Source organism: Brevundimonas balnearis, from assembly GCF_042434805.1.
Lineage (GTDB): Bacteria > Pseudomonadota > Alphaproteobacteria > Caulobacterales > Caulobacteraceae > Brevundimonas > Brevundimonas balnearis.
Map to the genome: position 1 here is coordinate 160982 of NZ_JBHLSW010000007.1, position 26739 is coordinate 187720.

Annotated in this window: 23 protein-coding genes; 11 read left to right on the plus strand and 12 right to left on the minus strand. The window is 70.2% G+C overall.

Annotated features, from left to right (window positions below; all coding sequences use genetic code 11):
* Position 1: 1 nt before the first annotated feature.
* On the minus strand, positions 2-1210 hold the full coding sequence (locus ACFFGE_RS10555) for an FAD-binding domain-containing protein (RefSeq protein WP_376836341.1): 1209 nt from the start codon (positions 1208-1210) through the stop codon (positions 2-4).
* Entirely contained in the window at positions 1207-1572 is a 366-nt protein-coding gene (locus tag ACFFGE_RS10560) for a thiol-disulfide oxidoreductase DCC family protein (RefSeq protein ID WP_376836343.1), read from the minus strand. The genes ACFFGE_RS10555 and ACFFGE_RS10560 overlap by 4 nt, the downstream gene beginning before the upstream one ends.
* A gap of 90 nt (positions 1573-1662) precedes the next feature.
* Between ACFFGE_RS10560 and ACFFGE_RS10565 the strand changes: the two genes are divergently transcribed.
* The 4 genes from ACFFGE_RS10565 (at position 1663) to ACFFGE_RS10580 (ending at position 6605) form a co-directional block, all read left to right on the plus strand.
* A complete protein-coding gene (locus tag ACFFGE_RS10565; RefSeq protein ID WP_376836344.1) occupies positions 1663-1875 on the plus strand; it encodes a hypothetical protein in 213 nt (70 codons plus the stop codon).
* Positions 1872-2027, plus strand: a complete 156-nt coding sequence (locus ACFFGE_RS10570) for a hypothetical protein (RefSeq protein WP_376836346.1) — start codon at positions 1872-1874, stop codon at positions 2025-2027. The genes ACFFGE_RS10565 and ACFFGE_RS10570 overlap by 4 nt, the downstream gene beginning before the upstream one ends.
* A 94-nt stretch (positions 2028-2121) precedes the next feature.
* Positions 2122-4767: an alanine--tRNA ligase gene (gene alaS, locus ACFFGE_RS10575; protein ID WP_376836347.1), complete on the plus strand. Its 2646-nt coding sequence runs from the start codon at positions 2122-2124 to the stop codon at positions 4765-4767.
* A 53-nt stretch (positions 4768-4820) separates the two neighbouring features.
* Positions 4821-6605, plus strand: coding sequence for a DUF885 domain-containing protein (locus ACFFGE_RS10580; protein WP_376836348.1), 1785 nt, complete (start codon positions 4821-4823; stop codon positions 6603-6605).
* Here ACFFGE_RS10580 and ACFFGE_RS10585 read toward each other — a convergent pair whose 3' ends face one another.
* Positions 6606-7553 (minus strand): aspartyl protease family protein, encoded by a 948-nt coding sequence (locus ACFFGE_RS10585; RefSeq protein ID WP_376836349.1) that lies wholly within the window; start codon positions 7551-7553, stop codon positions 6606-6608.
* 104 nt (positions 7554-7657) lie between these two features.
* On the opposite strand from ACFFGE_RS10585, the gene thrC reads away from it, so the two are divergent.
* Positions 7658-9019 (plus strand): threonine synthase, encoded by a 1362-nt coding sequence (gene thrC / locus ACFFGE_RS10590; protein WP_376836350.1) that lies wholly within the window; start codon positions 7658-7660, stop codon positions 9017-9019.
* Here the strand turns inward: thrC and thrB are convergent, their stop codons facing one another.
* A complete protein-coding gene (gene thrB, locus ACFFGE_RS10595) occupies positions 9020-9949 on the minus strand; it encodes a homoserine kinase (protein WP_376836351.1) in 930 nt (309 codons plus the stop codon).
* Positions 9950-9976: 27 nt separating this feature from the next.
* Positions 9977-10549 (minus strand): TetR/AcrR family transcriptional regulator, encoded by a 573-nt coding sequence (locus tag ACFFGE_RS10600; RefSeq protein ID WP_376836353.1) that lies wholly within the window; start codon positions 10547-10549, stop codon positions 9977-9979.
* Positions 10550-10696: 147 nt separating this feature from the next.
* Between ACFFGE_RS10600 and ACFFGE_RS10605 the strand changes: the two genes are divergently transcribed.
* The 3 genes from ACFFGE_RS10605 to ACFFGE_RS10615 are packed head-to-tail and all read left to right on the plus strand — an operon-like array spanning position 10697 to position 16669.
* Positions 10697-11899, plus strand: coding sequence for an efflux RND transporter periplasmic adaptor subunit (locus ACFFGE_RS10605; RefSeq protein WP_376836355.1), 1203 nt, complete (start codon positions 10697-10699; stop codon positions 11897-11899).
* A gap of 55 nt (positions 11900-11954) precedes the next feature.
* Positions 11955-15224, plus strand: coding sequence for an efflux RND transporter permease subunit (locus tag ACFFGE_RS10610; protein ID WP_376836357.1), 3270 nt, complete (start codon positions 11955-11957; stop codon positions 15222-15224).
* 50 nt (positions 15225-15274) lie between these two features.
* Complete coding sequence (locus ACFFGE_RS10615) at positions 15275-16669, plus strand: efflux transporter outer membrane subunit (RefSeq protein ID WP_376836358.1); 1395 nt, start codon at positions 15275-15277, stop codon at positions 16667-16669.
* 53 nt (positions 16670-16722) lie between these two features.
* Here ACFFGE_RS10615 and uvrA read toward each other — a convergent pair whose 3' ends face one another.
* From uvrA to ACFFGE_RS10640, 5 genes are all read right to left on the minus strand, one after another.
* Positions 16723-19629, minus strand: coding sequence for an excinuclease ABC subunit UvrA (uvrA, locus tag ACFFGE_RS10620; protein ID WP_376836359.1), 2907 nt, complete (start codon positions 19627-19629; stop codon positions 16723-16725).
* Between the two features lie 313 nt (positions 19630-19942).
* The gene (locus ACFFGE_RS10625; RefSeq protein WP_376836361.1) at positions 19943-21535 is read right to left on the minus strand and encodes an EAL domain-containing protein; all 1593 of its coding nucleotides are present in this window, start codon (positions 21533-21535) and stop codon (positions 19943-19945) included.
* A 61-nt stretch (positions 21536-21596) separates the two neighbouring features.
* Positions 21597-22025 (minus strand): flagellar basal-body protein FlbY, encoded by a 429-nt coding sequence (locus tag ACFFGE_RS10630; RefSeq protein ID WP_376836362.1) that lies wholly within the window; start codon positions 22023-22025, stop codon positions 21597-21599.
* Positions 22022-22324, minus strand: a complete 303-nt coding sequence (locus ACFFGE_RS10635) for a rod-binding protein (RefSeq protein ID WP_376836364.1) — start codon at positions 22322-22324, stop codon at positions 22022-22024. Before ACFFGE_RS10635 ends, ACFFGE_RS10630 begins: the two co-directional genes overlap by 4 nt.
* A complete protein-coding gene (locus ACFFGE_RS10640) occupies positions 22324-23436 on the minus strand; it encodes a flagellar basal body P-ring protein FlgI (RefSeq protein ID WP_376836365.1) in 1113 nt (370 codons plus the stop codon). Before ACFFGE_RS10640 ends, ACFFGE_RS10635 begins: the two co-directional genes overlap by 1 nt.
* 180 nt (positions 23437-23616) lie before the next feature.
* Here ACFFGE_RS10640 and ACFFGE_RS10645 point away from each other — a divergent pair, with 180 nt between their 5' ends.
* Positions 23617-24033, plus strand: a complete 417-nt coding sequence (locus ACFFGE_RS10645; RefSeq protein WP_376836366.1) for a flagellar assembly protein FliX — start codon at positions 23617-23619, stop codon at positions 24031-24033.
* 158 nt (positions 24034-24191) lie between these two features.
* Positions 24192-24635, plus strand: a complete 444-nt coding sequence (gene dksA, locus ACFFGE_RS10650; RefSeq protein WP_376836367.1) for an RNA polymerase-binding protein DksA — start codon at positions 24192-24194, stop codon at positions 24633-24635.
* Here the strand turns inward: dksA and ACFFGE_RS10655 are convergent, their stop codons facing one another.
* Together ACFFGE_RS10655 and ACFFGE_RS10660 are read right to left on the minus strand one after the other, a co-directional pair.
* Complete coding sequence (locus ACFFGE_RS10655; RefSeq protein WP_376836369.1) at positions 24636-25025, minus strand: type II toxin-antitoxin system VapC family toxin; 390 nt, start codon at positions 25023-25025, stop codon at positions 24636-24638.
* The gene (locus ACFFGE_RS10660) at positions 25022-25273 is read right to left on the minus strand and encodes a type II toxin-antitoxin system VapB family antitoxin (protein WP_376836370.1); all 252 of its coding nucleotides are present in this window, start codon (positions 25271-25273) and stop codon (positions 25022-25024) included. The genes ACFFGE_RS10655 and ACFFGE_RS10660 overlap by 4 nt, the downstream gene beginning before the upstream one ends.
* A gap of 118 nt (positions 25274-25391) precedes the next feature.
* Between ACFFGE_RS10660 and gltX the strand changes: the two genes are divergently transcribed.
* Positions 25392-26726: a glutamate--tRNA ligase gene (gene gltX, locus ACFFGE_RS10665; RefSeq protein WP_376836372.1), complete on the plus strand. Its 1335-nt coding sequence runs from the start codon at positions 25392-25394 to the stop codon at positions 26724-26726.
* Positions 26727-26739: the final 13 nt, after the last annotated feature.

The window sequence follows — 26739 nt, forward strand, 5'->3', positions numbered from 1 at the left end:
CCTACGCCGGCAGCCCGAGAGCGCGCAGAGCGGCGGGGGCCTTCTCCTTGAACGGGAAGAAGCCTCTGGTCGCCAGCGGCCAGAGGGCCTCGTCCCAGGCCCGGCGAACCTGAACCAGAACGATCCCTTCGCCCGCGAGCACCGGCCGCGCCCGCGCCAGCGCTTCCGCCGTCGGCCCGACCGGGGCGTAGGGCGTGACGATCGTCCTCACCCCGACGGCCTGGGCCGCCGCCATGAGGGCCTCCGGCTCCAAGGCCTCCAGCCGCCGAGCCGGCTGGCGGTACCGCGCCTCGGCCCGCGCCGCCGCGTCGTCCAGGGCGCCGGCCAGAAACGCGCGCGCCGCGTCACCCGCCATCCCGGATCCCGGTTCAGGCGCCAGGATCACGCCCGCCACCTCCCACGGCCCGATCAGGCTTTCCGGCGACAGGTCCTCGGGTGTGATCAGCAGCAGATGCGGCTCGTCCGGCGTCTGGCCAACCGCCGGGGGCAGCGCCCGCGCCGCCGGGATCGGGGCCTCCGTCAGGGGCTCGGCCGCCTTGGCCAAGCCGCTCGGTCGGAACCGCCCCTCGGTGAACTGATCGATGTTTGAGGGCGTCGCAAGATAGATCTTCCCCGCCGTCTGAAGCCCACCTACCCACCGCCATGACAGGGTGTTGGACGCCGGGTCTCCGTCCATCAGATGCCTCAGGAAGAAATCCGCGCCCAGAGTCCACGGCAGCTTCAGGGTGAAGATCCAGATCGAGGCGAACCACATGCGGGCGTGATTGTGCAGCCAGCCGGTCTCGACCAGCTCCCGGGCCCAGTCGTCGAAGCCCTCGATGCCGGTACGCCCCTCCGTCGCCTCCGCCAGCGCTCGGCCGAGGCCCGCATTCGCCTCGACCTCGACCCGCGCCGCGTCCCGCTCGGCGAGATACCGCGTCCAAATGTCCGGCCGCAGCTCCAGCCAGCCCTTCCAGTAGGTGCGCCAGATGACTTCCTGAACGAACTTCTCCGCCGGACGCGGCCCGTGCGCGTCCAGGGCCGCCCGCGCGACCTCTTCTTCCGTGATCAGACGCCGACGCACCCACGGCGACAGCTGCGAGACGGCGTCCTGGCGCCCGGGCCCCCGGTCGGTGTTGCGGCCGGCCGCATAGGCGCGCCCCATGCGCGGCTGAAACGCCGCCATCCGCTCCAGCCCCCCCGCCCGGGTCGGCGTCCAGAGATCGCTCACGCCCGTGCTCCCTCTCGCCGCTTCAGCCACCGCTGCAGCCGGGGGCGCACCTTCAGGAACGACAGATAGAGGCGCTCCATCACCGCCAGCGCCGCGTGGTTCCTCGCCAGCAAACCCAAGGGCCGCAACAGAGGGATGGCCCGCCACATGGCGGCGAAGGCCTCGGCGCCGGACACGAGACGCCCGTCCTCGCGGGCGTGGAAACGGGCGAGCAGCTGGGCGCGGTCGATCGGGCAGGCCCCCTGCCCCGCCGCCACGTCGTGGAAGCGGATCGCTCCGACGCGGTCCAGCCGCCGCATCAGGGCGATCTCGCGCCGGCACAGCGGGCAGTCGCCGTCGAACCACACCTCGACCTCGGGCATGGCGCCTCATACGCCGGGCGCGCGGGGGCCGCGCTGCGACGGAACGTCTGGCCGTATGGCCGGTTGAGCGGCGGCAACCAGGAGCCCATGATGGCGGATACCCGGATTCAGGCCTTGAGCCAGTTCACCCTGTCGGAGACGCCCGACGGCTATCTGATCGAGGTCGAGGGCGACGGCGGCTCCAGCCTCGCGCTCAGCGCGACCCCGGACCAGATCGACGCGATCATCGATGCGCTCGACGCGCTGCTGTCCGACGACGACGCCGTGGCGGACGCGTTCGAGGAAGAGGACCGAGAGGCGTGACGGGCGGCGCGCCCCAAGCCGAGACGCCGAAGCCCGACGATCTGGAGCGTCAGGCCGACGACATCGGCGAGGCCGCTGACGCGCTCGAGGATCAGCTTCCGGTTCAGCAGAACGAGGAGGGCGTGGGGCCGGTCACCGGCGTCGTGCCCTGAGCTCCGGGCGACAATCCGGCCAAGGTGATGCGCTTTGGCCGGAAAGCCTATATGACGCGCGGTTTCCCATTCCTCCCGACGCGCGTCCTCTATCATGGCCAGCCTGAAAGACATCCGCTCGACCTTCCTCGACTTCTTCGAGAGGGACGGCCACCAGAAGATCCACTCCGCGCCCCTGGTGCCGCAGAACGACCCGACCCTGCTGTTCGTCAACGCCGGCATGGTGCCGTTCAAGGACTATTTCACCGGCGCCGCCAAGCCGCCGGCGCCCCGCGCCACGAGCTCGCAAAAGTGCGTCCGCGCCGGCGGCAAGCACAACGATCTGGACAACGTCGGCTACACCGCGCGCCACCTGACCTTCTTCGAGATGCTGGGGAACTTCAGCTTCGGGGATTATTTCAAGGAACACGCGATCGAGCGCGCCTGGGAGCTGGTCACCAAGGACTTCGGTCTGGACCCGAAGCGCCTGCTGGTCACTGTCTATATCGACGACGACGAGGCCGCCGCGATCTGGAAGAAGGTCACGGGCTTTTCCGACGACAAGGTCATCCGCATCGCCGGCTCGGACAACTTCTGGGCCATGGGCGACAACGGCCCGTGCGGTCCGTGCACCGAGATCTTCTGGGACTACGGCGACCACGTCCCCGGCGGCCCTCCGGGCAGCCCGGACGAGGACGGCGACCGGTTCGTGGAGATCTGGAACAACGTCTTCATGCAGTTCGAGAAGGAGAACGACGAGATCGTTCGCAACCTTCCGAAGCCCAGCGTCGACACCGGCATGGGGCTGGAACGCATCGCCAGCGTGCTCCAGGGCAAGAACTCGGTGTTCGACACCGACCTGTTCCAGACGCTGATCCACGCCTCGGCCGAGGCCACCGCGACCGATCCGAACGGCGAGATGGCGGCCAGCCACCGGGTCATCGCCGACCATCTGAGGTCCTCGTCCTTCCTGATCGCCGACGGGGTGACGCCGTCCAACGAAGGCCGGGGCTATGTGCTGCGCCGGATCATGCGCCGCGCCATGCGCCATGCGCACCTGCTGGGCGCTTCGGACCCGCTGATGCACCGGCTGGTGCCGACGCTCGTTTCCGAAATGGGCGAGGCCTATCCCGAGCTGAAGCGCGCCCAGGCCTTCGTCGAGGATACGCTGAAGCAGGAGGAGATTCGCTTCCGCACCACCCTCAGCAAGGGCATGAGCCTGTTCGAGGATGCGGCGAAGGACATGAAGCCCGGCGACATGCTGGACGGCCAGACCGCCTTCACCCTTTACGACACCTACGGCTTCCCCCTGGACCTGACGCAGGACGAGGCGCGCCGCCGCGGCTTCTCGGTCAACGTCGACGGCTTCCAGGACGCGATGGCCCAGCAGCGCGCCCGTTCGCGCGAGCACTGGAAGGGTTCCGGCCAGCAGGCGAACGCCGGCGAGTGGCTGTCGATCCGCGACCGCCTGGGGCCGACGGTCTTCACCGGCTACGACGCCGTCGACGGCTCGGGCGAGGTGCTGGCGATCATGAAGGACGGCCAGGCGGCCGACGCCGCCAACGCCGGCGACATCGTCGAGGTCCTGTTCGACTCCACCCCCTTCTACGCCGAGAGCGGCGGCCAGGCGGGCGATCACGGCACGCTGGAATGGCCCGGCGGCGCGGCCGAGGTCATCGACGTCAAGAAACAGGCGGGCGACCTGCACGTGCTGTCGGCCGAGATCACGTCGGGAACGCTGACCATGGGCGCGCGCGTCGCCCAGCTGGTCGATGCAGAGAAGCGCCGGACCACGCGCGCCAACCACTCCGCCGCGCACCTGGTGCACCAGGCGCTGAAGAACGTGCTGGGCCCCCACGTCGCCCAGAAGGGCCAGCTGGTCGACGCCGAGCGCATGCGCTTCGACTTCAGCCACAACGCCCCGGTCACCGAGGACGAACTGGCCCGCATTGAGGCCGAGGTGAACGCCGTCATCCGCCAGAACATCCCGGCAGAAACGAAACTCATGGCGCCCCAGGCCGCCATCGAGGCCGGCGCCGTCGCCCTGTTCGGCGAGAAGTACGGCGACGAGGTCCGCGTGCTGACGCTCGGCAAGTCGCTGACCGACGACAAGGCTTATTCGGTCGAGCTGTGCGGCGGCACCCACGTCGCCCGCACCGGCGACATCGCCCTGTTCAAGATCGTGTCCGAGACCGGCATCGCCGCCGGCATCCGCCGCGTGGAGGCCCTGACCGGCGAGGCCGCGCGGCTCTATCTGGAAGGCCAGGCCGGGATCGCCCGCAAGCTGGCCCAGGGCTTCAAGGTGCAGCCCGCCGATGTGCCGGCCCGCGTCGATGCCCTGTCGACGAACGTCCGCAGCCTGGAAAAACAGGTCGCCGACCTGAAGAAGCAGCTGGCGCTGGGCGGCGGCTCCGGCGGCAACGCCGCGCCGGAGGAGATCAACGGCGTCAAGCTGATCGCCCGGGTGCTGGACGGCGTCGACGGCAAAGGCCTGCGCGGCGTGGCCGAGGACTTCAGGGTTCAGATCGGGTCTGGCATCATTGTGCTGAACGGAGTCACGGATGGCAAAGTCGCAAATACCGTCGTGGTGACTTCGGACTTGGTCGGGAAGTTTGACGCCAGGGAGCTGGCCAAGACAGCAGTGCTGGCGATGGGTGGTCAGGGAGCCGGCGGCAAGCCGGACTTCGCCCAGGGCGGCGCTCCCGACGGGTCGAAGGCCGAGGCCGGTCTGCAAGCCATCCGGGACGCGCTGAAGGCTTGACCCGCCCTCTTCGCTTCGGCCCCATGCGGGCCGAAGCTGTTGGGGGAAGCACCATGCGATTGATCCTTGCCTGCGCGAGCGCGCTCGTCCTGTCGTACGCGGCGACCTCCGATGTCGGAGCTCAGGCTCCCGCGGCCGCCGAGGCGCAGGCGGACAACCCGGCCCTGGCGTCGGTCCTCGCCGACTATGAGGCCTATCTGCGCGAGATCGACCCCATTTCGGCCGGCTTCGAAGGCGACCAGACGGCGAAGGCGCGCTGGCCCGACGTGTCGCGCGAGTTCGAACTGGCCCAGCGCCCGCGGCTCGAAGCGTTCCGGGCGCGGCTCGCCGCCATCGACCCCACAGGCCTGAACGACGACGACCGTCTGAACCATGCGTTTTTGGACTGGGTGCTGGTCCGGTCCATCGACCGCATCGCGCTCGACGGCGGGCGGCTCGCCTTCGACAATGAGGGGCCCGGCTCCTGGTTCGGCTACCTGGGTGGCTCCACCCGGATCACGAGCCGGGAAGACGCCGAGGCGTGGCTGGCGCGGGTTAACGCCATTCCGGCTCTTTACGACCAGCAGATGATCGCCGCGCGCCGGGGCATCGAGACCGGCTTCATGCAGCCGCGCTCGGTGGTGGAGAGCGCCCTGGTGGCGGCGCGCAACGACGTGGCGTTCACGCCCGCGACCGACCCGCTGCTCAAGCCCTTCGCCCAACTGCCCGCGTCGATCCCGGCCGCCGAACAGGCGACGCTGCGCGATCGGCTGTCGCGGCTGGTCGCGGGTCCGGTCGCCGCCAAGCGCGCCGAGATGCTGCGCTTCATCGAGAGCGAGTACCTGCCCGCCGCCCCGGACACGCTGGGCATCGGCCAGAGGCCGGGCGGCGACGCCTTCTACGCCTTCCAGGCGCGCAGCTTCACCACCACCGACATGACCCCGGCCGAGATTCACCAGCTGGGTCTGGCCGAGGTGGCCCGCATCCGCGCCCGCATGCAGACCGAGATGGAGGCCGCCGGCTGGACCGGCGATTTCCCGGGCTTCCTCGCCTTCCTGCGCAGCGATCCGCAGTTCTACGCCCAGACCCGCGAGGACCTGCTGGAGAAGGCCTCCGAGATGGCCAAGCGGGCCGACGGAGGCCTGCCCGCCCTGTTCCGCACCCTGCCCCGCCTGCCCTACGACGTGCGCCCGACCGCCCCGGAGATCGAGGCGGTGACGACGACGGGCCGCTATCACCCTGGGTCACCCGAGAGCGGGGTGCCGGGCGGCTATATCGTCAACACCAGCCGGCTGGACCAGCGCCCGCTCTACGAACTGCCGGCCTTGACGCTGCACGAGGCCGTGCCCGGCCACCACCTGCAGATCGCCCTCCAGCAGGAGGCCGAGGCCGGCCCCTATTTCCGACGGACGGTGGACGTCACCGCCTTCACCGAGGGCTGGGGCCTCTACGCCGAGTTCCTGGGCGAGGAGATGGGCTTCTACCGCACCCCGTACGAGCGCTTCGGCCGGCTGTCCTATGAGATGTGGCGCGCCTGCCGGCTGGTGGCGGACACGGGTATCCACGCCATGGGTTGGACCCTGGAACAGGCCCGCGCCTGCTTCGCCGAGAACTCCGCGCTGGCCCCTCACAACATCGAGACGGAACTTCAGCGCTACATCGCCTGGCCCGGTCAGGCGCTGGCCTACAAGGTCGGAGAAATCCGCCTGCGCGCCATCCGCTCACGCGCCGAGCAGGCGCTGGGCGAGCGCTTCAACGTGCGGGACTTCCACGACGCGCTTCTGGTGGACGGGCCGCTGCCGCTCGACCTGCTGGACCAGCGCATGGACGCCTGGATCGCCGACCAGGCCGCGCGCTGATCAACCGAGGTCGACGTCCATCGCGCGGCTGACCAGCAGTTCGCCGGCCCCGAGCCTCAGCACAGCCCGGCGTCCCCTGAACGCGCCCATTCCGATCAGGCCGTTGGGATAGGCTCCGCCCGCAACCTCCGGGTAGATCGCCACCTCCACGTCGCGGAACAGGGCGTCGGCGAAGGTGACCGTGCGCGCGGTCACCACCTGCGAGCGGATCATGCCGCCGAGCACCAGGCTGGAGCCTTCCCGCGCCTCGCGCCCGTCCAGCAGGCCGACCTCGCTCGCCGCCGCGGCGCTCAGCGCCAGAAGGGACGTGGAGCCGGTATCCACCAGGGCCGTGGTCACCGCGCCTTCGATCGAGACGTCGCTGACCAGGGCGTCGCCCCGGCGGCGCACGACGGCCGGCCGCAGGTCCGCCCACGGCGGGGGCGCGCCGGGGCTCGCGAAGGCCAGCCGCCGTCCGGGCAGATCGAGCCACAGGTCGGCGCGCTGCAGCACGTCCTGGCCGAGGATCAGCGGCGTCGACAGCCCCTCGGCGGCCGCCAGGGGACCGAGGTCCAGGATGGCCGTGCGCAGCCCTTGCAGCGCGACCCCGCCGACCGCCACATCGACGCTCACGCCGCGTCCCACCTGCGAGCCGCCGCCGACGCCATAGGCCAGAAAGGGGATGCTGAAGGTGTCGCCGAGGTTGAGTTCCGCGACGAGCGCGCGGTCGATCACCGAATACTGGGCCCCGGAGTCCACCAAGGCCATGACCGAGCGACCGGCGAGGCTCGCCGCGACGATCGGGGCCCGGGCGCGGTCATCGGCGAACCGCAGCCAGGGCGGATCGGCGTACGCCATGAAGCGGACATCCGGCGCGGGCCAGATGACGTGCTCGCGCAGCCACCAGGCGCCGCCGAGGCCGGCCGCCACCAGGCCTGCGCGGATCAGGAAGGATCGTCTCGTGCCCAAGGCTTCCTCTTCGCCGGTTCGCGAGCCGTTGGCCAGCGCCGCGCTGTCGCGCTCGCGCGGACATCGCCGATGACGGAACGGCCGAGTCTCGCTAAGGATCACCCATGCGTTACCTGAGCACGCGCGACGGCCGGCCGGAGGCCGACTTCACCGACGCCCTCCTGAACGGCCTAGCCCCGGACGGCGGGCTCTATGTGCCGGAGACCTGGCCCGCCCTTTCGGCGGAGGCGCTGTCGGGAGACTACGGCCGCGTGGCGCGGGAGGTGATGGGCGCTTTCGCCGGCGACGCCCTGTCCGCCGCGGCGATCGACCGCGCCGTCTCGCGGCTGCTGTCCGGCTTCGACACCCCGGAGGTGACGCCGCTTCTGCGCCTGTCGGATCGGCTGTTCCTGCTGGAGCTGCACCACGGGCCGACCGCCGCCTTCAAGGACCTGGCCATGCAGGTGGCCGCCAGCCTGACCGAGGCGGCGCTGGAACGATCGGGCGAGCGGCTGACCCTGTTCGTGGCGACCAGCGGCGACACCGGCGCGGCGGCCGTGAGGGCGTTCGAGGGCATGAACCGGGTCCGCCTGGTGGTGCTGCATCCGCTGGACCGGGTCTCGCCCATCCAGAGGCGGCAGATGACCACGGCGACCGCCGACAACGTTCTGAACCTCGCCGTCGAGGGCGATTTCGACGACTGCCAGCGGCTGGTGAAACAGCTGCTGGCGCATGAGTCGCTCAAGGCCGACGGGCGGATCAGCTCGGTCAATTCGATCAACTGGGCGCGGCTGGCGGGACAGGTCCCCTACTATGTCGTGGCCGCCGAGGCGCTGCGGCGCAGAGGTGTCGAGGCGCCGGCGACCTATGTCGTACCGACCGGCAATTTCGGCGACGCTTTCGCGGGATGGGTCGCGGCCAGGATGGGCGCGGCGGTCGGCGGGCTGATCGCGGCGGTCAACCGCAACGATGCGCTCGCGCGGGCGCTTCAGACCGGCGTCTACGCCCGCGCCGCGGCCAATCCGACGATGAGCGTCAGCATGGACGTGCAGGCGCCGTCGAATTTCGAGCGGCTGGTGTTCGAGGCGGCCGGTCGCGACCCGGAGCGCACCCGCGCGGTCTTCGAGACCTTCACGCGCGACGGCTCGGTCACCCTGGACGACGACCTGCTCCGGCGGTTGCGCGATGAGGTGTCGGCGGTGTCCGTGGGCGAGGCCGAAACCGCGCAGGAGATGCGGCGCACGCTGGCGGAGACCGACCTGATCGTGTGTCCGCACACCGCCGTCGCCCTCGCGGCGGCGCGCAGGGTGGAGGCCGTCCCCGTGGTGGCGCTGGCCACCGCGCACCCGGCCAAATTCCCCGAGGCGGTGAAGGAGTCCGTGCATCGCGAGCCGCCGCCCGCCTGGGTGCTGGAGGGGCTGATCGGACGGCCGGAACGGTTCACCCGCGTGAAGCCCGAGCTGGAGGCCGTGCTCGCCGTCCTGTGATCAGGCCGGCCAGGTCTCGAGACGTCGGAAGAAGGGGGCTGGATCCTTCGGCGTGACGAGCGCCTCGGGATCGTGGAACAGCCGGTCGTGCAGCCGGGTCAGGGTGAACCGGGTCGCCGCCGCGCGGCCGAGAGCGGGCAACAGATCTCGCTCGTCGGGCCGCAGCGGACGCACGCTCTCGTAGCCGCTGAGGAAGGCCTCGAAGGCGCTCCGTCCCAGACTCCCGTCCGCGTTGAACGCCCAGGCCGCCAGCCCGATCGCGAGGTCGTAGGCCCAGGCCCCGGTGCAGGCGAAGTAGACGTCGATGACGCCCGACACCTCGCCCTGGTCGAACAGGACGTTGTCCGGGAAGTAGTCCGCGTGGATCGCGCCGGACGGCAGGTCCGCCGGCAAGGCGCGCCAGACGCCGATCTCGCGCGCCAGCACGTCCAGCATGGCCGCGTCGTGGCCCTTCGCCACGGTCCGGCAGCGGTCCAGCAGCGCCTGACACGCATCGGGTCCGACCGGATTGGCGCGGCGTCCCGGATAGTCTGCGGCCGCGATGTGAAGTCGCGCCAGCTCGGCTCCCGCCTTGGCCTGATCGGCGTCGGCGGGCGCGCGCAGCCATACGCCCTCGACCCATTTGACGATGGCGGCGGGGCGGCCGTTGAGCGTTCCGATCCAGTTCCCCGAGCCGTCGGCGACCGGCTCGGCGGCGGGACGCCCGGCCTTCGCCAGATGGGCCGTCAGCCCCAGGCAGAACGGCAGGGCCGCGGCGTCCGTGCGTCGCTCGAACAACGTCAGGACGTGCCGCCCCGCTTCGGTCTCGAGACGGAAGTTGGAGTTCTCCACCCCCTCCGCGATGGGGGCGAGCTCGATCAGCGCCCCGAGGTCGTAGGCCTGAAGGAACGCTTGAGCCTGCGCGGCCGTGACCGGCGTGAACACCGCCATCGCCTGTTCAATCCCCCAGCGGCCGCCTCAGCGGTCGATGAGGTCCTGTAGCGCGGCGGCCAGACGACGGCACAGGATTTCGCATTCCTCCTTGCTGAGGTCGAACCCGCCCGAGATTTCGCGACCGATGCTCACCCCCATCATCAGCCCCCCGGCCAGTCGCGCCCGCACCGCCCCGTCAGGGGCGCCGAGCCATTCGGCGAACGGGCCGTAGAAGCACCGGTGGGACGAGCGCCGAATGACCTCCGACGCCTTGGCCGAGCCGATCGAGCGCAGCATGATGAGGAGACCGGTCATCTTGGCCTCCTTCTTCTTGGGGCCGTAGACGATCTCGTGAGCGACCCGGCGGCCGAAGTCCTCGCGGGGTCCGTCCATCAGGTCAGAGCCGGCCATGCAGACGTTCATGACCTCGTCGAAAAGGTCCTCCTTCGAGCCGAAGTAGCGCGAGATCAGGGCCGGATCGACGCCGACGTCGCCGGCGATGTCGCGCACGCCCACGTCGTCGTAGCCCTCGCGCGAGAACCGCAGCGTCGCCACATCCAGAATGGCCTGGCGAGTGGCCGCCGCGTTCCTCTGACGGCCCAGCGCTTCGAAACCCAATGTAACCTCCGTGAAAACCCCAGAGCCTGTATGGGCATGTCATCGCCTGTTGACAAGCGGCGCCGCACTGCACATCTACGTCAACGTCCGTTGACCTGCCACGCGGCTCAGCGGGCGACAGGGATTCCACACACGGGAACGCGCCGCATGCGCAGGCTGAAGATCGTCGCCGTCTCCGCCCTCTTGATGGGCGCGCTCTACGGCTGCTCGCAACGCTCCGAGGCCCAGGCGCCCTCGGGCCCGCCGCCGGTCACGGTGGCGGTTCCGCTGCGCCAGGAGATCGTCGAGTGGGACGAATTCACCGGACGCTTCGAGGCGGTTCAGAATGTCGACGTCCGCGCCCGGGTCGGCGGCTATATCCAGGCGGTGCACTTCCGAGACGGCCAGTACGTCCGGCGGGGCCAGCTGCTGTTCACCCTGGACCCGCGCCCGGCCCAGGCCGCCCTGGCGTCGGCGCAGGCGCAGGTCGGGCAGGCCGAGGCCAACCTCGAGCTCGCCCGCGCGCAGTTCGCCCGATCCGAAGGCCTGCTGGCCAGCCAGGCCGTGTCGCAGGCGCAGGTCGACGCCGACCGCGCCGCGCTGAGGACCGCCGAGGCCAACCTCGCCGCGGCCCAGGCCGCGGTCCGTGCCCGCCGGCTGGACCTGGAGTTCACCCGCGTCACCGCCCCGGTCTCCGGGCGGGTGTCCGACCGCCGGGTCGATCCGGGCAACGTCATCGCCGGCGGCTCCTCCGCCGGAGACGTGCTGACGACGGTGGTCTCCGACGCGCCGATCCACTTCACCTTCGAGGGCTCCGAGGCGCTGCTGCTGAAGTATCAGCGCGAAGGCGCGAACGGCCGCGCCGTGCCGGTCACGATCCGCCTGCAGGACGAGCCGGACTATCGCTGGACCGGACGCCTCGACTTCACGGACAACGCGCTGGACGCCAGGTCTGGCGCAATTCGGCTGCGCGCGGTCGTGAACAACCCGAACGGCTTCCTGCGCCCCGGCATGTTCGGCGCCGCGCGGGTGGCCGGATCGCAGGCCTACTCGGCCTTGCTGATCCCGGATACGGCCGTCGCCACGGACCAGACCCGTAAGGTCGTCTATGTCGTCGCCCAGGACGGCACGGTCACGCCGCGTCCGGTCCAGCTGGGTCCGCTCACCCAGGGGCTGCGGGTCATCCGCTCCGGCCTGGCGCCGACCGACCGGGTCATCATCGGCGGGCAGCAGCGCGCCATGCCCGGCCAGAAGGTCACACCGCAGAACGGGCGCATCGCGCCGGCGCCGCAGGAGCGCGAAGCTCCCACGGTCAGCGTGCAGCCGGCGGCCACGGCCACGCCGGCGGGCGCCCTGCCGTCCGGCGACTGACCCGACCCGCCCCCACGAACCGCCTTACGCCCTTCCTCCCAGTTCAGGCGCGCGCATGAACATCTCCCGCTTCTTCATCGATCGGCCGATCTTCGCGATCGTGATCTCGGTGTTCATCACCCTGGTCGGGGCCTTCGCCTATCCGCTGCTGCCGCTGGCGCAGTATCCGGAGATCGCTCCGCCGACGATCACCGTCACAGCGACCTTCCCCGGCGCCTCGGCCGAGACCATGGCCGAGACCGTCTCCGCGCCGATCGAGCAGGAGATCAACGGGGTCGAGGGCATGCTCTACATGACCTCGTCCTCGACCTCGGACGGGGTGGCGACGGTCACCGTCACCTTCCAGCCCGGCACCGATCTGGATGACGCCCAGGTGCTGGTTCAGAACCGGGTCAATCTCGCCGAACCGCGCCTGCCCGAAGCGGTGCGCCAGATCGGCGTGGTGGTGGCGCAGGAGTCCCAGGGCTTCCTGCTGATCGCCGCCGTCACCTCGCCGGATCAGACCTACGACATCGACTACATCGGCAACTACGCCAACTCGGTGCTGCGCGACCGCCTGCTTCGGATCGACGGCGTGGGCGGGGTCACCGTCTTCGGCGGCGGCAACTATTCGATGCGCGTGTGGATCGACCCCACCCGGGCGGCCGCCCGCGACCTGACCGCGACCGAGATCGTCAGCGCCCTGCGATCGCAGAACATCCAGGCGGCCGCCGGATCCCTGGGCCAGCCGCCGTTCGACACGGGCGCGTCGGCCTTCCAGCTGCCGGTGCAGGTGCAGGGCCGTCTGTCAGACCCCGAGGCGTTCGCCGACATCGTCATCCGCACCGACGACCAGGGCCGCGTCACCCGCGTGCGCGACGTCGCCCGCGTCGAGATCGGCTCCCAGGACTACGGCATCCGCGGCTATGTCGATGGCGACCGCGGTGTGGCCATCGCGATCGTGCAGCAACCCGGCGCCAATGCGCTGGGCACCGCCGAACTGGTCCAGGAGGAGCTGGAGGCGATCCGCGCCGACCTGCCCCAGGGCCTCGCCGTCACGGTGCCCTACAACCCGACGGAGTACGTCGCGGCCTCGGTCGAGGCGGTGGAGCACACCCTGATCGAGGCGGTGGTGCTGGTGGTGCTCGTCGTCATCGTCTTCCTGCAGACCTGGCGCGCGGCGATCATCCCGATCATCGCCATTCCGGTCTCGCTGGTCGGCACCTTCGCGATCCAGCTGGCGCTCGGCTATTCGATCAACTCCCTGTCCCTGTTCGCCCTGATCCTGGCCGTCGGCATCGTGGTCGATGACGCCATCGTCGTGGTCGAGAACGTGGAGCGCTACATCCGCGAGGGGCTGAGTCCCAAGGAGGCGGCCTATCGCTCGATGCAGGAGGTGTCCGGCGCCCTGATCGCCATCGGCCTCGTGCTCACCGCGGTGTTCGTGCCGACGGCCTTCGTGCCGGGCATCCCGGGCATCTTCTACCGCCAGTTCGCGGTCACCATCGCGTCGGCGGCGCTGATCTCGCTGCTGGTGTCGCTGACGCTCTCGCCGGCCATGGCGGCGCTCCTGCTCAAGCCGCACAAGGCCCACGAGACCCGCCGCCGGCCGGGTCCGCTCGGGTTCGTCCTCTACTGGCTCGGCTGGGCGGGCGCCCGCTTCAACGAAGGCTTCGACTGGATGTCGGACCGCTACGGCCGCCTGACCGCCCGGCTGGTGCGCACCTCTCTGATCGTCGTGATCGTCTATGCCGGTCTGCTGGGCCTGACGGCCTGGCGCGTCACCGACACGCCGACCGGGTTCATTCCGGAGCAGGATCAGGGCTACCTGATCGGCGTGATCCAGCTGCCCGCGGGCGCGTCCCTCGAGCGAACCGACGCGATCATGGCCCAGGCGCGCGACATCATCGCGGGCACCGAGGGCGTCGACGGCATCGTCAGCTTCGCGGGCCTGGACGGCTCCAGCTTCTCGTTCGGCTCGAACGCCGCCACCTTGTTCGTCCGTCTGGATCCCTTCGAGGATCGCGAGAGCCAGGAGATGGCGGCCGCCAGCCTGGCCCAGGCGATCACCGGAGCGACCTTCGGCATCGACCAGGCGAACATCTTCGTCATCGCCCCGCCCGCCGTTCAGGGGCTGGGCAACGGCAACGGCTTCAAGATGATGATCCAGGACCGTTCCGGCGCCGGCTACAAGGCGCTGGAGGGGGCCACCTTCGCCATGATGGGCGCCGCGGCCCAGACGCCGGACCAGGTGCAGCAGGTCTTCTCGACCTACAACACCGGCTCTCCGCGCATTTCGGCGAACGTGGACCGCGACCGGGCCCTGATGCTCGGGGTCCAGCCGTCGGACGTCTACGCCACGCTCGGCACCTATCTCGGCTCGACCTACGTCAACGACTTCAACCTGCTGGGCCGCACCTTCCGGGTGACCGCCCAGGCCGAGCCGATGTTCCGCGACGATCCGTCCGACATCGCCGCGCTGCGCGTGCGCTCGCAGTCGGGGGCCCTGGTGCCCGTGGGGTCCCTGGCGGAGATCACCAACGACTCCGGCCCGTCCCGGGTGGTCCGCTACAACCTGTTCCCGGCGTCCGAACTTCAGGGCCTGGCCGCGCCCGGCGTGGCGTCCGGCGACGCGCTGAACCACATGGAGACCCTGGCGGCGAACACCCTGCCGCCCGGCTTCAGCTATGAATGGACCGAGCTGGCGCTGCAGGAGAAGCAGGCGTCGGGCGGGGCCACCGTGGTCTTCATCGTCGCCGTGCTGTTCGTCTTCCTGGTGCTGGCCGCGCAGTACGAGGCCGTGACCCTGCCGCTCGCGGTCATTCTGATCGTGCCGATGTGCGTGCTCGCGGCGATGATCGGGGTGAACCTGGCCGGATTGGACAACAACATCCTCGTCCAGATCGGGCTCGTGGTGCTGATCGGTCTGGCCGCCAAGAACGCCATTCTGATCGTGGAGTTCGCCAAACAGGCCGAGGACGAGGACGGCCTCGACCGCTTCGCGGCGGCCGTGCGCGCCGCCCGCACGCGCCTGCGTCCGATCCTGATGACGTCGATCGCTTTCATCCTCGGCGTCGTGCCCCTGGCGCTGGCCACGGGTCCAGGCGCGGAGATGCGACGCTCGCTCGGCATCTCGGTCTTCTCCGGCATGCTCGGGGTCACCCTGTTCGGCCTGATCTTCACGCCGGTCTTCTATGTGCTGTGCCGCAAGCTGGCCGGGTATCTGCCCAAGGGGCCCCAGGTGGTTCACGCCCCCGGCGGGGCGCGCCGCACCGAGCCCGAAACCGCCCCGGCGGCGCCGACCGCGATCGCCCAGCCGCAACGCCGCGCCGGAGACGCGCAATGACCCCGACCCGCTTGATCAAGTTCCTGACCGCCGGTTCCCAAATCGGGTTCATGGCCGCACTCGCGGCCGCCTGCGCGGTCGGGCCGGAGGCGCCCGACGCAACCCTCCCCTCCCTCGCGTCGGGCGCCTTCGTGGGATCTTCGAGCAGCGCCGCCGTGGACGCCTCGGCCAGCGCGCGCGACGACTGGTGGCGGCTCTACGCCGACCCGACGCTGGACGCCCTGGTCGCCGAGGCCTTCGCCGAGAACAACCAGCTCGAGGCGGCGGCGGCCAACCTGCGCGCCGTCCGCGCCGCCCTGTCGGAGGCGCGCGTCGGCCGTCTGCCGACGACGACCACATCGGCCGGCTACGGCTATGGTCGCGCCGCCGCCGCGGCCGAGGGGCTGAGCGAGCCCTTCGAGGATGGGGACTCCTATGACGTGGGACTGGACGTCGCCTACGAGGTCGACCTGTTCGGCCGGGTCGCCTCGACGATCCGCGCCGCGCGGGCTGACGCCGAGGCCGCCGAGGCGGCCCTGGACGTCGTGCGGATCAGCGTCGCGGCGGAGACGGCGCGCGCCTATGCCGACGCCTGTTCCGCCAACGCCCAGATCGCCGTCGCCGAACGCACCCTCGCGCTCCAGGAGGACACCGCGCGACTGACCCAGCGCCTGCTGGACGTGGGGTCCGGCGACGGACTGGACGTGGCGCGGGCCCGCGCCGCTGTGGAGAGCACCCGCGCCACCCTGCCCCCGCTGCGGGCGCAGCGGGACGGGGCGCTGTTCCGTCTGGCGACGCTGACCGGCCGGACACCGGCGGAGGCCAGCGAGGCCGCGCGCGCCTGCGTCCGACCGCCCCAGCTGTCCCGGCCCATCCCGGTCGGCGACGGCGCTCAGCTGCTGGCCCGGCGGCCGGACGTGCGCCAGGCCGAGCGGGCGCTGGCGGCCCAGGCCGCCCGCGTCAACGTGGCGACCGCCGCGCTTTACCCCAGCATCAGCCTGGGCGGCTCCGTCGGCGCGACAGCGCTCGACGCCTCCGACCTGGGCGAGGACTCGGCCTTCCGCTTCAGCGTGGGGCCGCTGATCAACTGGTCGTTCCCCAACATCTTCGCCGCCCGCGCCCGCATCGCCCAGCAGGGCGCCCTGGCGGAAGCCGCGCTCGCGGACTTCGACCAGACGGTGCTCGTGGCGCTGCAGGAGACCGAGACGGCGCTGTCCAACTACGCCAACGAACTGGATCGTCGTGCGGCCCTGACCGAGGCGCGGGATCAGGCGGCGCGCGCCGCGCGCCTGTCGCGCCAGCGGTTCGACGCGGGCGCCGACAGCTTCCTGACGGTCTTGGACGCCGAGCGGACCCTGGCCCAGGCGGAGGCGCAGCTGGCCGGCTCCGACGCGCTGGTGACCACCTACCAGGTCGAGCTGTTCAAGGCCCTGGCCGGCGGATGGACTCCCGGCGACGAGGCCTAGACCTAAAGCGGTCCAGGCCTGGGTGAGCGCCGTCAGCCTGACGCGAGCCGGCTCTAGGCCCGCTTCTTCAGTCCCGCGACCCGCGCCTTGCGGCGCTGTTCGTGACGCTCCAGCACCTCCTTGAGGTAGCGGCCTGTCCAGCTGGCGGGGTTGTCCGCCACCTGTTCCGGTGTGCCGACCGCGACGATCTCGCCGCCGCCGTCGCCGCCCTCGGGGCCGAAGTCGAGCAGCCAGTCGGCGACCTTGATGACGTCCAGGTTGTGCTCGATCACGACGATGGTGTTGCCGCTCTCGACCAGCTCCTGGAGCACCTCCAGCAGCTTGCGGGTGTCCTCGAAGTGCAGGCCCGTGGTGGGCTCGTCGAGGATGTAGAGGGTCCTGCCGGTCGCCCGCTTCGACAGCTCCTTGGACAGCTTGACCCGCTGGGCCTCGCCGCCCGAGAGGGTCGTCGCCTGCTGGCCGACCTTGACGTAGCCCAGGCCCACCCGTTCCAGCGTCAGCATCTTGTCGCGGATCGGCGGCACGGCGTTGAAGAAGCGCGCGGCCTCCTCCACCGTCATGTCCAGCACGTCGGCGATGGACTTGCCCTTGAAGACGATCTCCAGCGTCTCGCGGTTGTAGCGCCGGCCCTTGCAGACGTCGCAGGTCACATAGACGTCGGGCAGGAAGTGCATCTCGATCTTGATGACGCCGTCGCCCTGGCAGGCCTCGCAGCGCCCGCCCTTCACGTTGAAGCTGAAGCGGCCGGGGCCGTAGCCGCGCGCCTTGGATTCCGGCAGGCCGGCGTACCAGTCGCGGATCGGCCCGAAGGCGCCGGTGTAGGTCGCGGGGTTCGATCGCGGGGTGCGCCCGATCGGGCTCTGGTCGATGTCGATGACCTTGTCGAAGAACTCCAGCCCCTCGATCCGGTCGAAGGGAGCGGGCGCCTCGGTGGCGTTGTTCAGTCGTCGCGCCGCGGCCTTGTAGAGCGTCTCGATGGTGAAGGTCGATTTGCCGCCGCCGGAGACCCCGGTCACGCAAGTGAACAGGCCGACCGGGATCTCGCCGGTGACGCCCTTCAGGTTGTTGCCGGTCGCGCCGGACACCTTCAGCATCTTCTTCCTGTTGACCGGACGGCGCCCCTCGGGAGGCAGTTCGATCTCGCGCTCGCCGGTCAGGTACTTGCCCGTCAGCGAGCGGGGGCTGGCCATGATCTCCTCGGGCGTGCCCTGGGCGCAGATCTCGCCGCCGTGCACCCCGGCGGCCGGGCCCATGTCGATGACGTGGTCGGCGGTCAGGATCGCCTCTTCATCGTGCTCGACCACCAGCACCGAGTTGCCGAGGTCGCGCAGGCCCTTCAGGCTGTCCAGCAGGCGGGTGTTGTCGCGCTGGTGCAGGCCGATCGACGGCTCGTCCAGCACATAGAGCACCCCGGTCAGCCCTGAGCCGATCTGTGACGCAAGCCGGATGCGCTGGCTCTCGCCGCCCGACAGGGTGCCGGACGACCGCGACAGGTTGAGATAGTCCAGCCCGACGTTGTTCAGGAAGCGCAGCCGGTCGGTGATCTCCTTCAGGATCCGCCGGGCGATCTCCATCTGCTTGTCGGTCAGGCTTTCCGGCAGGGTCGAGAACCACAGGAACGCCTTGGAGATCGACAGGCCGCTGATCTCGGCGATGTCCTCTCCCCCGACCTTGACCGCCAAAGCCTCGGGCTTCAGGCGCTTGCCGCCGCACGCCTCGCAGGGCGTCTCGGACTGATAGCGCGCCATCTCCTCGCGCACCCAGGCGGAGTCGGTCTCGCGCCAGCGGCGCTCCAGGTTGGGGACCACGCCCTCGAAGGCCTTGGAGACCTCGTACTTCCGGGCGTTGTCGTCATAGGTGAACTTGATCTTCTCAGCGCCCGAGCCGTTCAGTATCACCGCCCGGGCTTTCTCCGGCAGATCGCGCCACGGCTTGTCCATCGAGAAGCCGTAGTGCCGCGCCAGCGACTGCAGCGTCTGGGTGTAGAGCGGCGACGGCCCCCGGGCCCACGGAGCGACCGCGCCGCCGTGCAGGCTCTTGTCGCGGTCGGGCACCACCAGGTCCGCGTCGAACGCCAGCTTGACCCCCAGCCCGTCGCACACGGGACAGGCCCCGAAGGGGTTGTTGAACGAGAACAGCCGGGGCTCGATCTCGCTGATCGTGAAGCCCGAGACCGGGCAGGCGAACTTCTCGGAGAAGACGATGCGGCGCGGCTCGGTCTCGCCCTCGACCGCGCTCGCCCATTCCGCCACGGCGATGCCGTCCGCCAGGTTCAGCGCGGTCTGCAGGCTGTCGGCGTAACGCCCCTCAAGTCCCGCCTTGGTGACGATGCGGTCCACGACGATGTCGATGTCGTGCTTGAATTTCTTGTCGAGGGTCGGCGCGTCCTCGATGGCGTAGAACTCGCCGTCGATCTTAAGGCGCTGAAAGCCCTGGCGCTGCCACTCGGCGATCTCCTTGCGGTACTCGCCCTTCCGGCCCCGAACCACCGGGGCCAGCAGCAGGATGCGCTCGCCGTCCGGCAGGGCGGTCAGCTTGTCGACCATCTGGCTGACGGTCTGGCTCTCGATCGGCAGGCCCGTCGCCGGGGAATAGGGTACGCCCACCCGCGCCCAGAGCAGGCGCATGTAGTCGTGGATTTCCGTCACCGTGCCGACGGTCGAGCGCGGGTTCTTGGACGTCGTCTTCTGTTCGATGGAGATGGCCGGCGACAGACCCTCGATCAGGTCCACGTCCGGCTTGCCCATCAGCTCCAGGAACTGGCGCGCATAGGCCGACAGGCTCTCGACGTAACGGCGCTGGCCCTCGGCGTAGATGGTGTCGAACGCCAGGGACGACTTTCCAGACCCCGAAAGGCCGGTCATGACCACCAGCTTGCCGCGCGGAATGTCGACGTCCACGCCCTTGAGGTTGTGCTCGCGCGCCCCACGGACGCGGATGTGATCTTGGCTGTCGGTCATGGTGTCCGGGCGAACGCGCGAAAGCCGGGCGAGGCACCCGGGGCAACGCCGCTATATGGGTATCAAACCGCGCGATTCAGCAAGAACATAGCGCGAACATAATGAGCCGCGCACATGCGACCTCGCGCCTCGGCCGGAATCCGCTTGCACGGGATGCGCTCCGACCCCAGTCTCTAGGGCCTGTTCGTGAGAGGCGCGGAAGATGACCACCGCCATCGTTCTCGGAGTTCTGATCGGCCTCGCGGGGCTCGCCGCGGCCGGTCGACCGCAGCCGAAGCCCGTCCCGGCGCGCGCTCGCCGCCGCCGCTGAGGTCTAGGCCCACGCCTCCAGTTCGCCCTTGCGCCGCACGGCCTCCGTCCGCGGCAACCGGGGCTCCGACGCCGGTCGCCCGAACAGATATCCCTGGCCCTGATTGACGCCCAGAGCGACCAGGGCCTCCAGACACGCTTCGGTCTCGACGTGCTCGGCGATGACCGCGAGGTTCATCTCACGGCACATTTCCACGATGTGGCGGATCACCTGGGTGGCGCGCAGGTCCTGCTCGAACCCGTCCACGAGGCCGCCGTCGATCTTGACGGCGTCCACCGACAGCCGCCGCAGGTAGTCGAATCCCGCCGAACCGGACCCGAAGTCGTCGATGCAAACCTTGATGCCCGCGCCGCGCAGGGCCGCGAGGCGACGGTCGGCCGCCGCCGGGTCGGCCAGTGCGGCGGTTTCGGTGACCTCGACGATCAGGCGCCTGCGCACCTCCGGCGATACGGCGGTCAGGCGCAGCAGGTTCTGGACATAGGAGTCCGCCGAGAGCGACGAGGCCGAGACGTTCACCGCGAACTTGAACAGCCCCGCGCCCGGTTGGCGCAAACGGGTGATCGCCTTTTCGGCCACCGCGAGATCGAACCCCTCGATCAGGGCCAGTTCCTCGGCCATGTGGATGGTGTCCGCGGGACTGGCGTCGGCGCTGAAGCGTGCGAGCGCTTCAAAGTGGGTCGCGGCGCCCGTCTTCAGATCGACGATCGGCTGGTAATGCAGGTCGAACCGCCGCTCGCGCACCACGGCGCGGAAGCGATCGGCGTCCTTCAGGGTCCGCATGAGCGATGCGGTGAAGGTCATCTCCGGGTTCTGGAGTCCCTCGTCCTTCAGGCAGCCCTCGACGGCGAAGCGGAGCGCCCGCAGGGCATGGACCGGAGCGGCGGCGCCGCCTAGCCCGACGTCGGCCCCGCGCACGGCGATGTCGACGCCTTCGGCGCGCGCCGCCTCGGCGACTTCGCCCACGATATCGAGCGTGTCGTCGGCGGCGCGGAGCACAGCATAGCGGTCGTCGGCCAGTCGCGCGGCCGAGGCGCCGTCCACGGACGCCGCCTGAAGAGCGCTCTCCACCCGGTCCAGGGTCCGGCGGCCCGCCTCATCCTTCCCGGCCGCCTCGGCGAGCCCCGCCACATCGATGAAGGCGACCGATAGTTCGCAAGGCTCCTCGCCCGGCCCCAGGAGAGCGCGATGCGTGCGCTCTAGGAAGCCGGCGGAGGACAGGACCGGCGGCGCACTCAGAAGGTCCAGCCGGAACGGCGCGCCCTCGAAGCTGATCGCGCACGAGATCGCCGGGGCCAGATCCGGCAGGCTGAACAGGCGCGCCGTGCCGCGCCGGACCAGGCCCGCATCGACGGTGAGGACGATATCGAGCGCCGGGCTTCGCCGGCCCGGCTTGAGCTCCGCCAACGCCTGACGCAGCACCGTGCGGCTGGCCTTGCCGACCACATCCAGCAGCGGCTGACCGCCCAGCCCCTCCGCCGAGCCCGCGCCCGTCGGCGACGACCCCAGCGCCATCCGGATACGGCCATCGCCGTCAATCTCGAGAAGAAGGTCGGCCGCCGCGAACGCCAGGCCGAGCAGACTGCGCCTTATGGTCATCCCACGATTAGGCCACGCCTGCCGTTAGGCCTCCGCCAACGGACGTGGTGAAGCAACCCTTTCAGGCGGTGCGGTTCAGCGCCACCGCGCGTGCGTCGCCGTCGACCGACTGACCGCCGGAGCCGTAGCCGACGCCCTTGGCGCGATGGGCCGAGACCTCTGCCGCGATCGTACGAACCAGCCCTTCGGACACGGTCTTGGCGGCGTCCAGCGCGCGCGCGTGGCGCGTCAGCACGGCCTCGAACGCCTGGGTCGCCGCAATCAGCGCCTTGCGATCGGCCAGCGGCGCGGACGCGATCACCGCACGATCCGCCTTCACCCGCGCGGACTCGCGTCGGTAATGATTGGCCAGCTCCTGGGTCTCCGCCACCCCCGCGGCGATGTCTTGAGGGCGCTTGGCCTCGAAGGCGGCCGCCTCTTCGGACAGACGGGCGGTCAGGCGTTGGGTCAGACTTGTCAGGGCCTGGACCCGTTGTGCGGGGTCGTTCATGCCTGCGCCTCCTGCAGCCGGATCATCTCGGCCATGATGTCGTCGGCCAAGCCCAGGCCCCCGGCGCGGACGGTCTGCTTCGCCACGGCGTCGACCATGAAGGAGCGCCACATGGCCTCGCCCTCCCCGCCGCCGAACGGGCCGTCTGTCGGCAGGCTGTCGAACATGGGCTTGAGCATCTGGGCGATGAAGACGCCTTCGAAGTCCTCGGCGGCGCGACGCATGCGGGCCTGATCCAGCGGCGCGCCGGGGCCGGCGACGCCGCGCAGGAGATCGGGGGAGACGGTCAGATCGCTCATCACATCACCTCGATCTCGGCCTGAAGCGCGCCCGCCGCCTTCACCGCCTGCAGGATCGAGATCATGTCGCGCGGGCTGACGCCGAGGGCGTTCAGTCCGTTCACCAGCGTCTGGAGCGAGGTCGAGCCCTCGACGATCCGGATCTCGCGGCCCAGTTCCTCCTCGATCGTCACCTCGGAGTCCGGCACGACCACGGTCTCCCCGCCGGAGAAGGGCGCCGGCTGGCTGACGAAGGGGGTCTCCTGCACCGAGACGGTCAGGTTCCCCTGGGCGATGGCGACGGTGGAGACCCGCACGTTCTCGCCCATGACGATGACGCCGTTGACCTCGTCGACGATGACACGGGCGGGCGAGTCGACCTGCACCGGAAGGTTCTCCACCCGGCTGATGAACCCGGCCATGCCGAGCTGGGGCGGCGGGCGCAGCGCCACGACCGACCCGTTCTCCGCCAGCGCCGCATTGGGATAGACGGCGTTGATGGCCGCGGCCACCCGCTGGGCCGTGGTGAAGTCGGGGTTGCGCAGGGTCAACCGCACCTCGTGCATCTGGTCCAGGCTGAAGCCGGTCTCCAGCTCGACCGTCGCGCCCGAGGCGATCCGGCCCGCGGTGGGCACGCCGCGCGTCACCGAGGAGCCCGAGGAGCCGGAGCCCGACACCGCGCCGGTCTGCACCGAGCCCTGCGCGACCGCATAGACCTGGCCGTCGGCGCCCTGGAGGCTGGTGACCAGCAGGGTGCCTCCTTGCAGGCTCTTGGCGTCGCCCAGCGTGGAGACGTTGACGTCGATCCGCGAGCCCGGCGTGGCGAAGGCCGGCAGCTCGGCCGTGACCATGACGGCGGCGAGATTCTTGGTGTTGGCGTTGGCGTCGCGGATGTTCACGCCCAGCCGCTCCATCATTCCCTCCAGGGACTGGCGGGTGAAGGGCGAGTTCCGCAAGCTGTCGCCGGAGCCGTTCAGACCGACCACCAGTCCGTAGCCGACCAGCTGATTGGTCCGCACGCCCTCGATGGCGGCGATGTCCTTGATCCGGGACTGAGCCAGCGCCTCGCCGGACGCGAGGAGGGCCAGGATCAGGGCCGGGGCGGCGAAGGCGGCGCTCAGCAGTTTCTGCATGGGTCGGTCCGATACGCGTTGCACCACGGCTTTCATGCGAAGTTCGTGCCTGCGGATTTCCAGCGTGAAAACAATACGGAACACCCTGGACGCCCGGTCACCCGGGCAAATCCTGCCGGGCCGTTAACCAAACGGTGACCGTCTGCGCCGAGGTTGCCCCAAGGAGGACTCCGTCCCGCGATGAAAGTCACCGGCGCCAGCTCGACACCCCCATCGGCCGCAGGCCGCGCAGGCCGCGCGGCCCCGAGCGGTTTCAGCCCGATCGGCGGCGCTGCGCCCACGTCCGCGCCCGCCGCGACCGCCGGCCCCAGTTCGGTCGGCGGCGTGTCGGCCCTCATGGCGCTCCAGGGCGTGGAGGATGCGACCGAACGCCGACGTCGGGCGATCCGTCGCGGAGCGGGTCTGCTGGACCGGCTCGACGCCTTGAAGCTCGCCCTGCTGTCCGACCAGCCGGTCGGGGCCGCTCTCGACAGCCTGTCCCGAGCCGCGCGCGAGGAAGCGGGTCACGTGGATCACCCGGGCCTGAAGGCGGTGATCGACCAGATCGAGCTCCGCGCCGCCGTGGAACTCGCCAAGGCCGGCCGCCCGGCGCACTGAGCAAGTCACAACCCCGCAGAACTGATGAAGAATTGCCACGCTCGCGGCGTCGTTCGCGCGTTCGGGCATCACGGAAACGCGAGCGCCGTTGCCGCGACTCTCCGCGCGCCCTATACGGCGGGCGACGTCAGGGGGCGTCGGGTGACCGTGTGAGTGCGATGAGCGCTTTGGCGACTGCGGTGAAGGTCGAGCCTGGTCTCGACGAGGGGTATCGTCCCAGCGACGACGAGCCGTTCATGAACGAACGGCAGCTGGCCTACTTCAAGAAGAAGCTGCTCGACTGGAAGGACGACATCCTGCGCGAGAGCAAGGGAACGGTCTCCAACCTCAAGGCCGAGACCGAGAACCACCCCGATCTCGTCGACCGCGCTTCCTCGGAGTCGGACCGGGCGCTGGAGCTGCGCACCCGGGACCGACAACGCAAGCTGATCTCCAAGATCGACGAGGCGCTCCGCCGGATCGAGGACGGCAGCTACGGCTACTGCGAGGAAACCGGCGAGCCGATCAGCCTCGGCCGGCTCGAGGCCCGCCCGACCGCGACCCTGTCGGTCGAGGCCCAGGAACGCCACGAACGCCGCGAGCGCGTCCACCGCGACGACTGATCAGACGGCGGGCCGAATGTCCGTGAGCGCGAAGTCGTCACCCTTGTAGAGCAGGGGCGCGTCATGCTCCTTCGCCAGCGCATAGGCGAAACAATCGCCGAGGTTCAGTTTGGCGGGCGAGCGCTTGCCGAAAGCGCGCTCGGCCTCTGACGCGAGCCGCGCCGTCGCTTCCGTGGCGGAGGTGACTTCGATCCCCAACCCCTCCACTACGATGTCGAGTTCGATCAGTCCCCGTTCGCCTCGCAGCGACCGGAGCCGTGTCGCGGCTTCCCAGTAACCGACAGGAGACAGCCGCGCGCCTGGGTTCAGCAGCAAAAACTCGCGGTAGGTTCGCGCTTCCGGCTCTTCGAGCAGGATCGCCACGAGCGCCGAGGCGTCCACGACGATCACTTCGGCAGCCCGAGCTCGTCGTACAGATCATCGTCCGTCAGCATCGGCCCGATGACTGGAAGGGCGTTGAAACGGCGGACCGCTTCCTCCACCGCCTTGCGCCGTCGGTCGATGTCGGCTTCGCGCTTGGCCGTGAGACGTTCGTCGCGTTCGCGAACCATCTCATCCACCAGCTCGGTGATCGTCTTGCCCTCGACCTGAGCCAAGCGGCGCAGGCGCTCGACAGTGTCGGCCTTACGTATTTGCACAGGTGCGTTCATGATGGCGCGGAAACTATCATGACGCCGTGGGCCGCTCAACGCGCCGTCCTTGACTTCGCCGGGTCTGAGCGCGACCTAGCGCGCCTTCGCGTCTGAAAGTCCCCTCATGTCCGTCAAGGTCCGTTTCGCCCCGTCCCCCACGGGTCGCCTGCACGTCGGCAACGTCCGCACCGCGCTCGTGAACTGGCTGTTCGCCAAGGGTCAGGGCGGACAGTTCGTCCTGCGCATCGACGACACCGACCTGGCGCGCTCCACGCCGGAATTCGAGCGGGGTATCGAGGACGACCTGACCTGGCTCGGCCTCGTCTGGGACGAGCGCCACAATCAGTCCAAGCGCTTCGACCGCTACGCCGACGCGGCGGAACGGCTCAAGGCGGCGGGACGACTCTATCCCTGCTACGAGACGGCCGAGGAGCTGGATCGTCGCCGCAAGGTGCAGCTGTCGCGCGGGCTGCCGCCGATCTACGACCGGGCGGCGCTGAAGCTCACTGACGCCGAGCGCGCCCGGCTGGAGGCCGAGGGGCGGCGCCCGCACTGGCGCTTCAAGCTGGAGGGCAAGCGCGTCGCCTGGGAGGATCTGTCCCGGGGCCACGCGGAGGTCGACACCGCCTCCATGTCCGACCCGGTGCTGATCCGCGAGGACGGCCTCTACCTCTACACCCTGCCCTCGGTCGTCGACGACATCGACATGGGGATCACCCACGTGATCCGCGGCGAGGACCACGTCACCAACACCGGCGCCCAGATCGAGATCTTCGAGGCCCTGGGCGGGCCGGTCCCCGGCTTCGCCCACATGCCGCTGCTGGTCGGCGCCGACGGCGAGGCGCTGTCCAAGCGGCTGGGCTCTCTGTCGATCGCCGAGATGCGGGACCAGGGGTACGAGCCGATCGCCATCGTCAGCCACCTGGGGCGGATCGGCACCTCGGACCCGCTGGAGGTCGCCGCATCGATCCAGGCGCTGGGCGACAGTTTCGCCTTCGACAAGATGGGTCGGTCGCCCGCCCGCTACGATGTGGCGGACCTCGACCGGCTGAACGCCCAGGCGCTTCACGCCATGAGCTATGAAGCGGCCCAGCCGCGCCTGCGGGCGATGGACTGCGACCTGGGGCGCGACTTCTGGGACGCCGTGCGGCCGAACCTGCAGAAGTTCGCCGACGTCGCCGATCTGGCCCGGATCGTGCGCGGGCCCATCACGCCGGTGGTGGAGGATCAGGGCTTCCTGGATCGGGCGGCCGAGCTGCTGCCGTCCGACATGGACGCCGGCGCCTGGGGCGCCTGGACGTCCGCGGTCAAGGACGTGACCGGCGCCAAGGGCAAGGCCCTGTTCATGCCGCTGCGGCTCGCGCTCACGGGTCAGGCCCACGGACCCGACATGGCGATGCTGGTTCCGCTGATCGGGCGTGAGCGGATCGCGCGCCGGCTGAAGGGCGAGACGGCCTGACCGTCCCGCCCGG

Coding starts and splice junctions, on each gene's coding strand:
- ACFFGE_RS10615 (WP_376836358.1), top strand. CDS start 15,275: ATGGCCGCACTCGCGGCCGCCTGCGCGGTCGGGCCGGAGGCGCCCGAC.
- ACFFGE_RS10610 (WP_376836357.1), top strand. CDS start 11,955: ATGAACATCTCCCGCTTCTTCATCGATCGGCCGATCTTCGCGATCGTG.
- ACFFGE_RS10640 (WP_376836365.1), bottom strand. CDS start 23,436: ATGCAGAAACTGCTGAGCGCCGCCTTCGCCGCCCCGGCCCTGATCCTG.
- dksA (WP_376836367.1), top strand. CDS start 24,192: ATGAGCGCTTTGGCGACTGCGGTGAAGGTCGAGCCTGGTCTCGACGAG.
- uvrA (WP_376836359.1), bottom strand. CDS start 19,629: ATGACCGACAGCCAAGATCACATCCGCGTCCGTGGGGCGCGCGAGCAC.
- thrB (WP_376836351.1), bottom strand. CDS start 9,949: ATGGCGGTGTTCACGCCGGTCACGGCCGCGCAGGCTCAAGCGTTCCTT.
- ACFFGE_RS10605 (WP_376836355.1), top strand. CDS start 10,697: ATGCGCAGGCTGAAGATCGTCGCCGTCTCCGCCCTCTTGATGGGCGCG.
- thrC (WP_376836350.1), top strand. CDS start 7,658: ATGCGTTACCTGAGCACGCGCGACGGCCGGCCGGAGGCCGACTTCACC.
- ACFFGE_RS10560 (WP_376836343.1), bottom strand. CDS start 1,572: ATGCCCGAGGTCGAGGTGTGGTTCGACGGCGACTGCCCGCTGTGCCGG.
- ACFFGE_RS10645 (WP_376836366.1), top strand. CDS start 23,617: ATGAAAGTCACCGGCGCCAGCTCGACACCCCCATCGGCCGCAGGCCGC.
- ACFFGE_RS10625 (WP_376836361.1), bottom strand. CDS start 21,535: ATGACCATAAGGCGCAGTCTGCTCGGCCTGGCGTTCGCGGCGGCCGAC.
- gltX (WP_376836372.1), top strand. CDS start 25,392: ATGTCCGTCAAGGTCCGTTTCGCCCCGTCCCCCACGGGTCGCCTGCAC.
- ACFFGE_RS10580 (WP_376836348.1), top strand. CDS start 4,821: ATGCGATTGATCCTTGCCTGCGCGAGCGCGCTCGTCCTGTCGTACGCG.
- alaS (WP_376836347.1), top strand. CDS start 2,122: ATGGCCAGCCTGAAAGACATCCGCTCGACCTTCCTCGACTTCTTCGAG.
- ACFFGE_RS10635 (WP_376836364.1), bottom strand. CDS start 22,324: ATGAGCGATCTGACCGTCTCCCCCGATCTCCTGCGCGGCGTCGCCGGC.
- ACFFGE_RS10630 (WP_376836362.1), bottom strand. CDS start 22,025: ATGAACGACCCCGCACAACGGGTCCAGGCCCTGACAAGTCTGACCCAA.
- ACFFGE_RS10565 (WP_376836344.1), top strand. CDS start 1,663: ATGGCGGATACCCGGATTCAGGCCTTGAGCCAGTTCACCCTGTCGGAG.